The 14,605-nt window shown below is 40.8% G+C and carries 11 protein-coding genes; 5 read left to right on the top strand and 6 right to left on the bottom strand.

Annotated elements, in window-relative coordinates; translation table 11 throughout:
- Positions 1-249: 249 nt before the first annotated feature.
- Positions 250-798: an ECF-type riboflavin transporter substrate-binding protein gene (locus ACN076_RS02705; protein WP_000403160.1), complete on the bottom strand. Its 549-nt coding sequence runs from the start codon at positions 796-798 to the stop codon at positions 250-252.
- 18 nt (positions 799-816) lie between these two features.
- On the bottom strand, positions 817-1,665 hold the full coding sequence (locus tag ACN076_RS02700; RefSeq protein ID WP_261014657.1) for an SAM hydrolase/SAM-dependent halogenase family protein: 849 nt from the start codon (positions 1,663-1,665) through the stop codon (positions 817-819).
- Between the two features lie 188 nt (positions 1,666-1,853).
- Here ACN076_RS02700 and trkA point away from each other — a divergent pair, with 188 nt between their 5' ends.
- The gene (trkA, locus tag ACN076_RS02695) at positions 1,854-3,203 is read left to right on the top strand and encodes a Trk system potassium transporter TrkA (RefSeq protein WP_042750050.1); all 1,350 of its coding nucleotides are present in this window, start codon (positions 1,854-1,856) and stop codon (positions 3,201-3,203) included.
- 3 nt (positions 3,204-3,206) lie between these two features.
- Positions 3,207-4,646 (top strand): TrkH family potassium uptake protein, encoded by a 1,440-nt coding sequence (locus ACN076_RS02690; RefSeq protein WP_101785461.1) that lies wholly within the window; start codon positions 3,207-3,209, stop codon positions 4,644-4,646.
- Between the two features lie 274 nt (positions 4,647-4,920).
- Here the strand turns inward: ACN076_RS02690 and pflB are convergent, their stop codons facing one another.
- Positions 4,921-7,245: a formate C-acetyltransferase gene (gene pflB / locus ACN076_RS02685; RefSeq protein ID WP_020901544.1), complete on the bottom strand. Its 2,325-nt coding sequence runs from the start codon at positions 7,243-7,245 to the stop codon at positions 4,921-4,923.
- Positions 7,246-7,483: 238 nt separating this feature from the next.
- On the opposite strand from pflB, the gene dinB reads away from it, so the two are divergent.
- Positions 7,484-8,545 carry a DNA polymerase IV gene (gene dinB, locus ACN076_RS02680; RefSeq protein WP_077804350.1) on the top strand — a complete coding sequence of 354 codons (1,062 nt, stop codon included), beginning with the start codon at positions 7,484-7,486 and terminating at the stop codon, positions 8,543-8,545.
- 32 nt (positions 8,546-8,577) lie between these two features.
- Here the strand turns inward: dinB and ACN076_RS02675 are convergent, their stop codons facing one another.
- Positions 8,578-9,423, bottom strand: a complete 846-nt coding sequence (locus ACN076_RS02675) for an undecaprenyl-diphosphate phosphatase (protein ID WP_420790077.1) — start codon at positions 9,421-9,423, stop codon at positions 8,578-8,580.
- Between the two features lie 60 nt (positions 9,424-9,483).
- Positions 9,484-11,373 carry a DUF2207 family protein gene (locus tag ACN076_RS02670; protein ID WP_420790241.1) on the bottom strand — a complete coding sequence of 630 codons (1,890 nt, stop codon included), beginning with the start codon at positions 11,371-11,373 and terminating at the stop codon, positions 9,484-9,486.
- 138 nt (positions 11,374-11,511) lie between these two features.
- Here ACN076_RS02670 and ACN076_RS02665 point away from each other — a divergent pair, with 138 nt between their 5' ends.
- Positions 11,512-13,077, top strand: a complete 1,566-nt coding sequence (locus tag ACN076_RS02665; RefSeq protein WP_173276297.1) for an ABC transporter substrate-binding protein/permease — start codon at positions 11,512-11,514, stop codon at positions 13,075-13,077.
- The gene (locus ACN076_RS02660; protein ID WP_000189477.1) at positions 13,077-13,817 is read left to right on the top strand and encodes an amino acid ABC transporter ATP-binding protein; all 741 of its coding nucleotides are present in this window, start codon (positions 13,077-13,079) and stop codon (positions 13,815-13,817) included. The genes ACN076_RS02665 and ACN076_RS02660 overlap by 1 nt, the downstream gene beginning before the upstream one ends.
- Before the next feature lie 204 nt (positions 13,818-14,021).
- Here the strand turns inward: ACN076_RS02660 and ACN076_RS02655 are convergent, their stop codons facing one another.
- On the bottom strand, positions 14,022-14,237 hold the full coding sequence (locus ACN076_RS02655) for a hypothetical protein (protein WP_001130036.1): 216 nt from the start codon (positions 14,235-14,237) through the stop codon (positions 14,022-14,024).
- Positions 14,238-14,605: the final 368 nt, after the last annotated feature.

Here is a 14,605-nt window from a genome sequence, read left to right as displayed (position 1 = left end):
AAATCAAAGAGCAAACCAGGAAGCTAGCCGTAGGTTGCTCAAAACACTGTTTTGAGGTTGCAGATAGAGCTGACGCGGTTTGAATTAGATTTTCGCAGAGTATTAGACTTCTATTTTATCATAAATCGAACCCTTCTTGCAGTCTCTTCTCTTAAAATCTTAGCGCCCAAAAGATTCCTATCCTAGCTTACTTGCCTAACTAATCTATAAACATCGAAAAAGACTGGTTGCCCAGCCTTCCCCATCATTTTAGTCCTTTTTCAAACTTCCTGCACGAGTTTGAGTTCCTGCATAGGCAAGCAAGAGAAGAGTTCCTGCAATAGCTACAGATACACCATTAGCAATTCCCGCAACAATCCCTTGGGCAAATACTTTTTCTGCAGCTTCTTGATAAATCACAACATCTCCAAGTGGTGCTAAGACACCCCAAACAAGGGCATTTGCAAGTAGTTGAATGAGGTTAAAAATAAGAATATCTTTCCAGTCAAAGACACCATTGATTACGCGAACGTACTTTCTAAATAGCCCCACAGCTAGACCAAAGAGCCCACTAGCGATAATCCAAGTCCACCACAGACCGTAACCAGCAAGAGAGTCCTTGATTGCATGACCAATCAACCCGACAAGCAAACCGATAATCGGTCCAAAAATAATAGAAAGTAGCGCTTGTACCGCATACTGAAGCTGGATGCTTGTATTTGGAACAGGGGTCGGAATGTTGATCATCCCGATGACGACAAAGAGGGCAGCGCCAATTCCGACAGCAACAACTTGTTTAATTGTAAATTTGATTTCCATACTATTTATTCTCCTATTTTATCCTTCTATTTTCTTTATTTCAATGGTCCAAGATGAACCGACACCCACATTATAGGCCTTGGCAAAGGAACCTTGGTTGATAGCCAGACCTAAACGATAGAGGGAGTTGATGTAGAGGATGGGTTGCCCAATTCTCACATCTGCAAATGATTTGCCATAGACAACCTGATTTTGATAGACCAGCATATCTGCATGATAGATGGTCACTTCAAAACGGTCACCAAACTCTGGTTCCAACTTGTAAAATTCTTCTCGCGTGATAGAGGTCCAAAGCGAACCAAAACGCACATCCAGAATATCAATAGCTCCCTTCACCAGATGATCTTCAATGATGGTCTCTACGACTGGAAGCTCCACAATCTGATCTACACTGAGCTCTGGCCCCACTTCCTCAAAACTAATATGACCACTGGCCAGTTTAGCACCAGTATAGGCATAGACATCACGACCGTGGAAGGTATAAGAATGCTCTGTATTTTGGCGTCTATTGGCCACTTCAGAAATTTCACGAATGGCTACAATACCAACGTGTTTCTTGATAAAAGAAAGCGTCCCATTATCTGGTGTGACAATGTATTGATTTTTTGCAGTCTTGGCAACTACACTCTTACGTTTCGAGCCGACACCTGGATCGACAACCGATACAAACGTCGTTCCCTCAGGCCAGTAATCCACCGTCTGAAAGAGACGATAGCTCCCCTCAAAAATATTATAAGGCGTGATATCGTGCGTCAAATGATGAATTTTTAAGGTTGGAGACTCTTCTAAAGCCACTCCAATCATAGCCGATACCGCACCATCAACCAGACCAAAGTCTGATTGTAATACCAGTAAATTATTATTCATTTTATCTCCTTGTATATCCTTTATCATACCATATTTCAGAGAAAGGTGCTAATAGCTATTTCAATTGATTAGGGTATAGTTTTACCTTATAGCAAATTTCCTACTAAAAACTCTGGTGATTAGCTAGTAGGTGCATTTTTTCTTGAAAAAAGGTATGATAGTTACATCATGAAAAAGTAGGTTTTATTATGAAAATTATCCTTGTCGGAGGGGGAAAAGTTGGTTCTGCCCTCTGTCGCTCCTTGGTTGCAGAAAAGCATGATGTTTTGCTGATTGAGCAAGACGAAGCTGTTCTCAATCATATTGTTAATCGCTTTGATATCATGGGTATCCTTGGTAACGGGGCCGATTTTACCATCCTTGAGCAAGCCAGTGTCCAGGATTGTGATATCTTTATCGCCCTGACTGAATACGATGAAGTGAACATGATTGCAGCCGTTCTAGCCAAAAAAATGGGAGCTAAAGAGACCATCGTTCGGGTGCGGAATCCTGAATACTCTAACTCTTATTTCAAAGAAAAGAATATTCTCGGTTTTTCTCTTATCGTCAACCCTGAGCTCTTGGCTGCCCGCGCTATCGCGAATATCATTGACTTTCCCAACGCCCTCTCTGTCGAACGTTTTTTTGGAGGAAGGGTCAGCTTGATGGAATTCACTGTTAAATCTTCCAGCGGTCTTTGCCAAATGCCCATTTCTGATTTTCGTAAAAAATTTGGCAATGTCATTGTATGTGCGATAGAAAGAGATCATCAAATTATCATTCCAAGTGGTGACATGACTGTACAGGATAAAGATAGAATCTTTGTCACTGGTAACCGTGTTGATATGATGCTCTTCCATAATTATTTTAAATCTCGTGCCGTGAAGAGTCTTCTTATTGTTGGAGCTGGTAGAATTGCCTATTATCTACTAGGTATCCTCAAAGACAGTCGTATCGATACCAAGGTTATTGAAATCAATCCTGAAATCGCCAGCTTCTTTAGCGAGAAATTCCCAAATCTCTACATCGTTCAAGGAGATGGTACCGCAAAAGATATCCTGCTGGAAGAAAGTGCTCAAAACTATGATGCCGTTGCGACTCTAACAGGAGTCGATGAGGAAAATCTGATTACTTCTATGTTCCTTGACAGGGTAGGTGTACAGAAAAATATTACCAAGGTCAATCGTACCAGTCTCCTCGAGATCATCAATGCGCCTGATTTTTCAAGTATCATCACACCTAAAAGCATTGCCGTAGACACGATTATGCACTTTATTCGTGGTCGGGTTAATGCCCAGTATTCAGACCTTCAAGCCATGCACCATCTAGCCAATGGCCAAATCGAAACCCTGCAATTCCATATCAAGGAAGCTAATAAGATGACTGCCAAACCTCTTTCTCAACTGAAATTGAAAAAAGGGGTTCTTATTGCAGCTATCATTCGAAAGGGCAAGACTATTTTCCCAACTGGGGAGGATATGTTGGAAGTTGGAGACAAGCTCCTAGTAACAACTTTGTTGCCAAACATCACCAAGATTTATGACTTGATCGCGAGGTAAGAGATGAATAAAAGTATGATTCGTTACCTCCTTTCAAAGTTACTTTTGATTGAAGCTGTTCTCCTCTTGGTTCCTGTGGCTATCGCTGTCTATTACCACGAATCGAGCCAAGTCTTTACAGCTCTCTTTACAACAATTGGAATTCTCGTATTACTAGGCGGTTCAGGAATTTTACAAAAACCAAAAAATCAACGGATTTATGCCAAGGAGGGAGTCTTGATTGTTGCCCTCTGTTGGATCCTTTGGTCTTTCTTTGGCGGTCTCCCCTTTGTCTTTGCTAGACAAATTCCCAGCGTTATCGATGCCTTTTTTGAAATCAGTTCTGGCTTTACAACTACTGGAGCAACTATTCTGAACGACGTTTCGGTTCTCAGTCGTTCCCTCCTCTTCTGGCGCAGTTTTACCCACTTGATTGGAGGGATGGGAGTGCTTGTTTTTGCACTTGCTATTATGGACAATGCCAAGAATAGTCACCTAGAAGTGATGAAGGCTGAGGTTCCTGGCCCTGTTTTTGGTAAAGTAGTATCCAAACTAAAAAACACTGCCCAGATTCTCTATCTCCTTTATCTAGCTCTCTTCTCCCTCTTTGTCATCATCTATTATCTAGCTGGCATGCCCCTATTTGATAGTTTTGTCATTGCCATGGGGACAGCAGGTACAGGAGGCTTTACCGTCTATAACGATGGAATCGCCCACTATGGTAGCTCACTGATTACCTATCTGGTTAGTATAGGAGTTTTGGTTTTTGGGGTAAATTTCAATCTCTACTACTACCTTATGCTCCGTCGCGTCAAGGCCTTCTTTGGAGATGAAGAACTTCGGGCTTACTTGGTCATCGTGATGGTTTCTACAGGCTTGATTAGCCTCAATACCCTCTATCTCTACCCAGGATTTTCCAAGAGCTTTGAAATGGCCTTCTTCCAGGTTTCCAATATCATTACAACGACTGGTTTTGGTTACGGAGACATTACCAACTGGCCCCTCTTCTCCCAGTTTATCCTCCTCTTCCTCATGGGAATCGGTGGTTCTGCTGGTTCAACCGCAGGTGGACTCAAGGTTATTCGAGGCCTCATCCTTTCAAAAATTGCTAAAAATCAGATTTTGTCAATCCTATCTCCCCACCGTGTTTTGACCCTCCATGTTAATAAAACGGTGATTGACAAAGATACCCAGCATAAGATTCTCAAGTACTTTGTCATCTATTCTATGATTTTGCTAGCGCTTATCTTTATTGTCAGCCTAGATAGCAATGATTTTCTGGTTGTAACCAGTGCTGTCTTTAGCTGTTTCAATAATATAGGACCTATTCTAGGAACCACTTCTAGCTTTGCAATCTTTAGTCCTATCTCAAAAATTCTCCTCTCCTTTGCAATGATTGCAGGGCGCTTGGAGATTTATCCAATCCTACTTCTCTTTATGAAGAGAACTTGGTCTAAGAGATAAAATACAACCACACCTTGTATCTAACAAAGTGTGGTGTTTTTATTTTCATACTCTTCGAAAATCTCTTCAAACCACGTCAGCTTCGCCTTGCCGTAGAAATATGTAACTGACTTCGTCAGTCTTATCTACAACCTCAAAGCAGTGCTTTGAGGTTGCAGATAAAGCTGACGTGGTTTGAAGAGATTTTCGAAGAGTATTAAGGAATTTAAGATCCCAAAAAACAACCCTCAGTCGACTGACCGAGGGTTCCTTATTTCATTATTCAAGAACTTGATTAGCTCAACGCATCCAAGGCATCATCCATTGAAAGAACTTCGTGGAAGACACGTTGTGTCAATTCAGTTTTTTGTTCTGGAGTGAGGTATTTAGTGTTTACACAGTATCCAGAGATACGTACGATAACGTCTTCACCTGACATGATCTTTTCGTAAACATCGTTCAAGTCCATAACGTTCAAGTTAACGTGTTGTCCACCGTTTTCAAAGTAACCATCAAGGATTGTTACCAAGTTATCAACTTGTTCGTCACGAGTCTTACCAAGAGCGCGAGGTGAAACTTGAGTAGTCAATGAGATACCATCAGCTGCATAGCTAAAGTCAAGGCTAGAAAGTGAGTTTAAGTTTTGCAACCATCCACCTTTAGCTTTATTTGATGGGTTAGCACCTGGTGAGAAGAATTCAAGTTTAGACAAGTTCACAGAACCATCTTCGTTGAGGTATACACCTTTGTGGACTGGTGAGTTACCAGTTTGTTTAGAGTAAGCAACGTTAGATGTGATTGTCAATAGTGATACAGTAGCTTCTGCGTCTTTGTAAAGTTTGTGGCTACGTAGACGAGTTGTGTAAGCTTCGATCAACCATTCTGCCAATTCGTTTGAACGTGGGTCATCTTCACCCCAACGTGGGTATTCACCGATTGTTTCGTAATCGTAGATGTAGCCATTTTCGTCACGGATTGGTTTAACTGTAGCGTATTTGATAGCTGACAATGTATCAACAGTGTTAGCAAATCCACAGATACCGAATCCCATGTTTGCACGTTGTTTAGTTGGCAAGAAGGCCATTTGAACAGCTTCGTAGTTGTACTTATCAGTCATGTAGTGGATGATATTCAAAGCATCTACGTAAGTATCAGTCAACCAGTCAAGAGATTTTTCAAAGTTTTCTTTAACTGATTCAAATTCAAGAACTTCGTCACGGATTGGTTCGATGTCAAATACTTTGTAGTCTTTGTGAACATCGTCGTAACCACCGTTCAAACCAGTAAGAAGGGCTTTCAATACGTTTACACGCGCACCGAAGTACTGGATGTTGTGGCGTTGTTCTTCATTTTCTGGGTCAAGCGGAGACACACAGCATGAGATACAGCTCATTTCACCATATCCGTCTTTAGCCATTGTTGTTACACCTTCGTATTGGATAGAAGAGTGTTTATGGCTCATGTGCATACAGTAGCGACGGAAGTTGTATGGCAATTTATCAGTCCAAAGAACTGTCAAGTTTGGTTCTGGTGAGTTACCGATGTTGTCAAGAGTGTTCAAGAAACGGTAGTCCATCTTAGTAACACGGTGACGACCGTCGTTACCCATACCAGCCATAGAAGTTGTGATGAATGTTGGGTCACCTGAGTACAATTGGTCGTAAGCTTTTGTACGAGCAAATTTAACTGTACGAAGTTTCATAACGAAATCATCAACGAATTCTTGGATTTCTGATTCAGTAAATGTACCACGAGCAAGGTCACGTTCTGCAAAGATGTCCAATACGATTGGTACACGTCCTAGGGATGTAGCAGCACCGTTGATAACACGGCAGACAGACATGAAGGCGATGTTAACCCATTGGATAGCTTCTTTAACGTTCATAGCTGGTTTGCGAACGTCAACTCCGTAAAGGTCACCCAAGCGAACAACTTGTTGCAATGCTTGGTATTGAAGATTGATTTCTTCACGAAGACGGATTGTTTCTTCATCGATTTCTTCGATTGCATTCCAGTCGTTTACTTTTTCTTGCATCAAGTAGTCTGCACCGTAAAGAGCAAGACGTGCGTAAACACCGATGATACGTCCGCGTGAGTATGCGTCTGGAAGACCAGTTACAGTGTGAGCGTGACGAGCGCGACGAATGTTTGAAGTGTAAGCGCGGAAGATACCGTCGTTAACTGTTGTTACGTATTTAGTGAAGATTTCGTGAACAGCTGGGTCTGGTTCGTATCCATTTTCTTTCAAAGTAGTTTCAGCCATACGGATACCACCTTTTGGCATGAAGTTCAATTTGAAGAGTTCGTCATTTTGGATACCAAAGATAACTTCGTTTTCTTTATCGATAAATCCTGCTGGGATATCAGCGATAGATGTTGGACGAGTGTCCATTGGGAAACGAGTTTCTTCGTAGTGAGCCTTAGTTTCTTCTACAATTTTTTTGATGTGAAGTGAACGTTCTGTTGGTCCTGCAAGGAAGCTTTCGTCTCCATCATAAGGTGTGTAGTTAGCTTGTACGAAGCGTGATACACTTGCTTTTTCTTTCCAATCTACGCCTTTGAAGCCTTCCCAAGCTTTGTCAAAAATATCTTGTGCTTCAACAACTGTCTTAACAACCATGTTAATGTCCTCTTTTTTCTTTCTAGTAACAACCATCTGTTACATTCATGAGACAAGTATACCACACAGTAATCGTTTTCAACAAGTGGAGAATCCCTATTTTTACACTTTCTTTTCTAAAACAGTCTATATTTTGCCCTAAACTGTATTATATTTTTGAAAAAAATATACCCTTTTTTCCTTTTTTCAGAAAAAAGGGTATAATAAAAGAAAATAAGCTGTAAAAAAGGTGCTAGGCATGTTGATTTTTCCTTTGTTAAATGATCTGTCAAGAAAAATCATCCATATTGACATGGATGCCTTTTTTGCTGCGGTAGAAATCAGGGATAATCCTAAACTCAGAGGAAAACCTGTCATTATCGGAAGCGACCCTCGGCAAACAGGTGGACGTGGTGTCGTTTCTACTTGTAGCTATGAGGCGCGAGCTTTTGGTGTCCATTCTGCTATGAGTTCTAAAGAAGCCTATGAACGTTGTCCCCAGGCCGTCTTTATCTCAGGAAATTATGAAAAATATAAAGCTGTGGGACTCCAAATTCGAACTATTTTTAAGCGCTATACAGATTTAATAGAACCTATGAGCATTGACGAAGCCTATTTGGATGTAACAGAAAATAAACTCGGTATCAAATCAGCGGTCAAAATCGCTCGCCTCATTCAAAAAGATATCTGGCAAGAACTCCATCTAACTGCTTCTGCTGGCGTTTCTTACAACAAATTCTTAGCTAAAATGGCCAGTGATTATCAAAAACCACATGGTTTGACAGTGATTTTACCTGACCAAGCTGAGGATTTTCTCAAACAAATGGATATTTCCAAGTTTCATGGAGTAGGAAAAAAGACGGTAGAACGTCTGCATCAAATGGGTATTTTTACTGGCGCTGACCTACTTGAAGTTCCTGAAGTGACTCTGATAGACCGTTTTGGTAGACTGGGTTATGACCTTTATCGAAAGGCTCGTGGCATCCACAATTCCCCAGTCAAATCCAATCGCATCCGTAAGTCAATCGGTAAGGAGAAAACCTATGGGAAGATTCTCCGTGCTGAGGAAGACATCAAAAAAGAGCTGACTCTCCTATCAGAAAGAGTCGCTCTCAATCTACATCAACAAGAAAAAGCCGGAAAAATTGTCATTTTAAAAATCCGCTACGAGGACTTTTCAACTCTTACTAAACGAAAAAGTCTTGCTCAAAAAACACAGGATGCTAGCCAGATAAGCCAAATAGCCCTGCAACTCTATGAAGAATTAAGCGAGAAAGAAAGAGGGGTCCGCCTGTTGGGGATTACCCTGACTGGATTTTAAAACCTTGAAGAGCTGACTCTTCAAGGCTTTTCTTATACAAATAAACGGACAAAGCTATAAAGCAATAAGATACTACCAAGCACGATGCGGTATTTACCAAAAAGGGTAAAGTCGTGTTTTTTCACATAACTGGTCAAGAAACGAATAGCCACCATGCTGACCGCAAAAGCGACTCCCATCGCAACCAAGAGCAAGAACAATTGCCCAAAGTTCAAGAGTTGTCCTGCTTTTATAAATTTGAAAATCTTTAATGCACTAGCTCCAAACATAACTGGAATTCCAAGATAGAAGGTAAATTCTGTCACAACAGAACGACTGGTTCCATTTAACAAACCACCGACAATCGTTGCTCCAGAACGGCTAGTCCCTGGTAAAAGGGCAAGAACTTGGAAGAGTCCGATATAGAAAGCTGTCGTATAAGGAAGCTTGTCTAACTCTGTTACACTTGGCTCGATAGCACGCGCTTTATTGCGCTTTTCCAAATAGATAAAGGCAATCCCGTAGATAATCAACATGAGAGCAACTGAAACCATATTATGGAAGTGAGTATCAAACCAATCATCAAATTTAAAGACGGCAAGTAAAGGCAAAGTGGCAACCAAGACCTTTAACCACAGTCTCCAAGTCTTACGAACTTCCTGCTTGTCCTTAGTCGGTTTGAAAGGATTGAGCTTGTTAAAGTAAATGACCATAACCGCTAAAATCGCACCAAGCTGAATCACAACATTAAACATGGACATAAAGGCTTCATTCTGATTTTGGTATTGGATAAACTCCTCTGCTAAAATCAAGTGACCTGTACTGGAAATCGGCAACCATTCCGTAATTCCTTCAACAATCCCGAAGAAGATAGATTTTAAAATTTCAATAAGATACATAGATTACTCCTTTTTCTATCTTCCATTATAGCATATTTTTTCAGTCTATGGCAGTTCTCTTTAAAAGGCACCGATACTTCCACCACCTCCGCCTCCAGAGAAGCCACCGCCAGAACTTCCACTTCCAGAAGATACAGAGTAGGTACTTGCTGTATTTGCAACGCTGGCATAATGGCTCATTTGCGCGCTTGAATGATAAAACATACTATGCCAGCCATAAGCTACATAAAGATTGATATCTGGATTTTCCACTTGAATCTGATGAACCTTCATCAAATGGCTGACCTTGTCCGCATAGCCAAATAAGGTCGCATAGACCAAGAGGCGATTCCAAACCACAATACTTTCCAGTTCAGCCTGATCCAATCGTGCAATCTCACGCAACATATTTTCAAAACTGGTCCAGAGATAGTAGACTTCTGCTCCTGCTTCATTCAGAACACCATCACGATTATCTAGTCGAAGCTTCCAATAATAGAAAACAGCCAAAACCAAACCTAGAAAACCAAGTATTGGCAAGGGGATGTAAAGATAGCCATAAACATCCAAACTGTACAAGAACAAACCAAATCCGATAAATAGGGGCAAGATAGTCAAGACCCCCATACCCACTTGCAAGGCCTTTTCCCCACCAGTTAAAGGACGATAATAATCCGGAAGCCCCCAGAAGGAAACTCGTTTTCTCACTCCTTCTTGCATCTCTTTCAATACTTCTTCAAAAGAAGATTTGAGTTGAAGCCCTCTTGCTTGAATCCGTTTTTCATCAGCAACTTTGGCTCCACGATAAAGACTATCAGATACCTTGTAATCCGCAAACAAATTGGAAAGAGTTTCTTCTTTTTTGCCTGAAAAAGCCAGATTTAGACAGTCTTTCTCAAAGCTTGACAAACCATCTTCTTTGACCAGCCTCAAACCAACTGCATCTCCTTCTGAAATGATAGAGACATTCCCACGGTCTATCACATCTAACAAGGTAGCTTGAATAAGTTGGTCAAAGGTAAATTTACCTGCTCCTTTTGTTAGAGGACTCACTTCCTCCAAGGAGGTCGAATAAACTGCCTCTGATAAAACCATAGGCTCTAATTCCATTGGTGGTTCATAGAGACGATGATTTTTGGCATATTTGACTGAAGGAGTGGTCTTTCTTCTATAGATGAAATAGAAGCAAACACTCAATAACAAGGAGATAGAAAGTATCGAAGGAAAGACCCAAGTAACGAGTTGTTTACTTTGCTCTTTTTCTTTAACAATCGAGTCTTCTATCTTATTAAACTCTTCTAAACGATTCCCTTTCAATCCCTGATCCGTAGCATTAGCAAAATCGGTCCGAGGCCAATAGGCATGCAACTCAACTCCACGCTTAGCCGGAAGATTGTCTAAACGGATAGTATAATCAAGGTTACTCTTTTCAACCGTTCCCTCTCTAAAGAGTTTCCCTGTATGGAAAAAGAGTTTTTCAGCCCCCTTGTCTCCCCTTACATGAAATTCAAACTTTCCAATAGTCCCTGAACTATCCGTTAAAGGTTGCCAATTTAATTCAGCGATATCATCATATAGGAAAAGCAAATTCTTTAAGTTCCAGACGAGGTCAACTTCAACTGTGTCACCTTCCTGACCTGGATTATAAACTTTAACAGTATAACCATCTGCTCCTTCTATCACTTCGCTAGTAACGTCTGCTAGTTCAGCACCATTTTTCGCAGCCTGAACCTTTGGACGAGGATCAATGTCAAATCCACTAGGCATCTTGCCAGCACGTCCAAGTCCCACGATTTGCCCCTTAAAATCTTCCTCAAACTGGTAAACTATCTTCTGTCTAAATTCTGCCGTATTGTCTGCATGAATATACAAATCCCCTTGATAAGAGTTTATCTTGAAATCAATGGCAAAAACAGAGAGTGGCAGAAGGCAAAACAAGCCTAACACCAGTAAGAAAAAAGTTTTTTTCATCATCTAAGCCCCCTTTTTATCTTTGCTATCATTATATCATTTTTTCTCAAGTAAGGGCTTACCTATATTGAAAAATAGAGTTTTTTTCGATAAAATAGGAGACAGTTATTTTTTAATAGATTAGAAATAGGAGAAATCATGAGAAAAATATACTTATCTATTTTCACAAGTCTCTTGCTGATGCTGGGACTTGTCAATGTTGCCCAAGCCGATGAATATTTACGCATCGGGATGGAAGCAGCATATGCTCCCTTTAACTGGACTCAGGATGATGATAGCAATGGAGCTGTCAAAATCGATGGGACTAACCAGTATGCTAACGGATACGATGTTCAAATCGCCAAGAAAATCGCTAAGGACTTAGGTAAAGAACCTTTGGTTGTTAAAACAAAGTGGGAAGGTCTAGTCCCTGCCCTTACTTCTGGTAAGATTGACATGATTATCGCAGGTATGAGTCCAACTGCAGAACGCAAACAAGAAATTGCCTTTTCAAGTAGTTACTACACTAGCGAACCTGTCCTACTAGTCAAAAAAGATTCTGCCTACGCAAATGCAAAATCTTTGGATGACTTTAACGGTGCGAAAATCACTTCTCAACAAGGGGTCTACCTCTACGACTTGATTGCACAAATCCCAGGTGCTAAAAAAGAAACTGCCATGGGAGACTTCGCTCAAATGCGCCAAGCTCTTGAGGCTGGTGTCATCGATGCTTATGTTTCTGAACGCCCAGAAGCACTGACTGCTGAAGCTGCCAACTCTAAGTTCAAGATGGTTCAAGTAGAACCAGGTTTCAAAACTGGAGAAGAAGATACAGCTATTGCCATTGGACTTCGTAAAGATGACAATCGTATTAGCCAAATCAATGCCAGCATTGAAACCATTTCGAAAGATGACCAAGTTGCCTTGATGGATCGTATGATCAAGGAACAGCCTGCCGAAGCTACAACAACTGAAGAGACTAGCAGTAGTTTCTTTAGCCAAGTCGCTAAAATTCTTTCTGAAAACTGGCAACAACTCTTGCGTGGTGCTGGTATCACTCTTTTAATCTCTATCGTCGGAACCATCATAGGTCTCATTATCGGCCTTGCCATTGGTGTCTTCCGTACTGCTCCTCTATCTGAGAATAAAGCCATTTATGGCCTACAAAAACTAGTCGGCTGGATTCTCAATGTCTACATTGAAATTTTCCGTGGTACGCCAATGATCGTTCAATCGATGGTTATCTACTATGGAACTGCCCAAGCTTTCGGTATCAACCTTGATCGTACACTGGCTGCTATCTTCATCGTTTCAATCAACACCGGAGCCTACATGACTGAAATCGTTCGTGGTGGTATCCTAGCAGTTGACAAAGGACAATTTGAAGCCGCGACTGCTCTTGGCATGACTCATAATCAAACCATGCGTAAGATTGTCCTCCCTCAGGTAGTTCGTAACATCCTACCAGCAACGGGTAATGAATTTGTCATCAATATCAAAGATACATCTGTATTGAACGTTATCTCTGTTGTCGAACTTTATTTCTCAGGAAATACCGTGGCGACGCAAACCTATCAATACTTCCAGACATTTACAATCATCGCCGTGATTTACTTTGTCCTCACCTTCACCGTAACACGTATCCTACGCTTCATTGAACGCCGAATGGACATGGATACCTATACTACAGGTGCTAACCAAATGCAAACGGAGGATTTGAAATAATGACACAAGCAATCCTTGAAATTAAACACCTCAAAAAATCCTATGGACAAAACGAAGTGCTAAAAGACATTTCTCTGACTGTCCACAAGGGAGAGGTCATCTCTATCATCGGAAGCTCTGGAAGCGGGAAATCGACCTTCCTACGCTCCATTAACCTACTTGAAACGCCAACTGATGGACAAATCCTTTATCATGGACAAAACGTCCTCGAAAAAGGCTATGACCTCACGCAATACCGTGAAAAGTTGGGAATGGTTTTCCAATCCTTTAACCTCTTTGAAAATCTCAACGTGCTTGAAAACACAATTGTCGCTCAGACAACTGTCCTTAAACGCGAACGTACAGAAGCTGAAAAGATTGCCAAAGAAAACCTGGAAAAGGTCGGCATGGGAGAACGCTACTGGCAAGCCAAACCAAAACAACTCTCAGGTGGTCAAAAACAACGTGTGGCCATCGCTCGTGCCCTCTCCATGAATCCGGACGCCATTCTCTTTGATGAACCAACATCAGCTCTCGATCCAGAAATGGTTGGAGAAGTCCTCAAAATCATGCAGGATCTGGCTCAAGAAGGCTTGACTATGATTGTCGTAACCCATGAAATGGAATTTGCCCGTGATGTCTCTCACCGTGTTATCTTTATGGATAAAGGTGTGATTGCTGAAGAAGGCAAACCAGAAGACCTCTTCACCAATCCTAAAGAAGACCGTACAAAAGAGTTCCTTCAACGCTATCTCAAATAAAAAGAAAAGGCTGCATCAATCGTGCAGTCTTTTTGCTGTCCTCATACTCTTCGAAAATCTCTTCAAACCACGTCAGCTCTATCTGCAACCTCAAAACAGTGTTTTGAGCAGCCTGCGGCTAGCTTCCTAGTTTGCTCTTTGATTTTCATTGAGTATCAAAATGAAAAGGCAGACCCTATTCAAGAATCCGCCATTATCCAAAGATTAATCTTCAAATTTTTCATGATTTTTTTCATAGAAATCAATTAAACCTAGAGCTGTTTCAAATGAAATATTTTTTACTTTTGCACGACCCTGCGCTAGAGCAATGATAGACATTTCACGCGCATTCGTTTCTTTAGAGATACGGTAGCCTGTGATTTTCTTATCACGAACCCAGCCAACAACTGATTCTACTTTTTCAAAGTTTGACTTAGCCATGTTCTTCTCCTATTTTCTTCTTTACGTTATATTATTGTATACGTTTTTATGTCTTTTGTCAATAAAAAAACATATATTCAATAAAATAAATGATTCAGAATCTTCTTACTTCCTTTTTAAAGCCGATAATATATAGGTTTTTGCTTACTATAACCCATTAGTAAGCTCCTAAAGAATAATTGTATTATTAAACTTTAAACTTGTAAAAATATTCATGTATACTGAATGCCAGTTTCTCAATAGGATAGACAGGATTTACTATTTCGTTCTATATATTCCTTTTAAATCAACAAGTCCACTAAAGATAGTCTTTCACTCCACACTATCTCTAAACCATTCCGTTTTCTTTCTCCTTCTTTGGTTCCTTT

Source organism: Streptococcus sp. K0074 (assembly GCF_048843365.1).
Lineage (GTDB): Bacteria > Bacillota > Bacilli > Lactobacillales > Streptococcaceae > Streptococcus > Streptococcus mitis_BM.
Note: the sequence above shows the minus strand (reverse complement) of the source record. Positions and strands in the feature narration are given on the sequence as shown.

Bases quoted from the DNA above. Each gene is read 5' to 3' on its own strand.
- ACN076_RS02700 (WP_261014657.1), bottom strand. From the start codon at position 1,665: ATGAATAATAATTTACTGGTATTACAATCAGACTTTGGTCTGGTTGAT.
- ACN076_RS02665 (WP_173276297.1), top strand. From the start codon at position 11,512: ATGAGAAAAATATACTTATCTATTTTCACAAGTCTCTTGCTGATGCTG.
- ACN076_RS02675 (WP_420790077.1), bottom strand. From the start codon at position 9,423: ATGTATCTTATTGAAATTTTAAAATCTATCTTCTTCGGGATTGTTGAA.
- ACN076_RS02655 (WP_001130036.1), bottom strand. From the start codon at position 14,237: ATGGCTAAGTCAAACTTTGAAAAAGTAGAATCAGTTGTTGGCTGGGTT.
- ACN076_RS02670 (WP_420790241.1), bottom strand. From the start codon at position 11,373: ATGAAAAAAACTTTTTTCTTACTGGTGTTAGGCTTGTTTTGCCTTCTG.
- ACN076_RS02690 (WP_101785461.1), top strand. From the start codon at position 3,207: ATGAATAAAAGTATGATTCGTTACCTCCTTTCAAAGTTACTTTTGATT.
- ACN076_RS02705 (WP_000403160.1), bottom strand. From the start codon at position 798: ATGGAAATCAAATTTACAATTAAACAAGTTGTTGCTGTCGGAATTGGC.
- pflB (WP_020901544.1), bottom strand. From the start codon at position 7,245: ATGGTTGTTAAGACAGTTGTTGAAGCACAAGATATTTTTGACAAAGCT.
- dinB (WP_077804350.1), top strand. From the start codon at position 7,484: ATGTTGATTTTTCCTTTGTTAAATGATCTGTCAAGAAAAATCATCCAT.
- ACN076_RS02660 (WP_000189477.1), top strand. From the start codon at position 13,077: ATGACACAAGCAATCCTTGAAATTAAACACCTCAAAAAATCCTATGGA.
- trkA (WP_042750050.1), top strand. From the start codon at position 1,854: ATGAAAATTATCCTTGTCGGAGGGGGAAAAGTTGGTTCTGCCCTCTGT.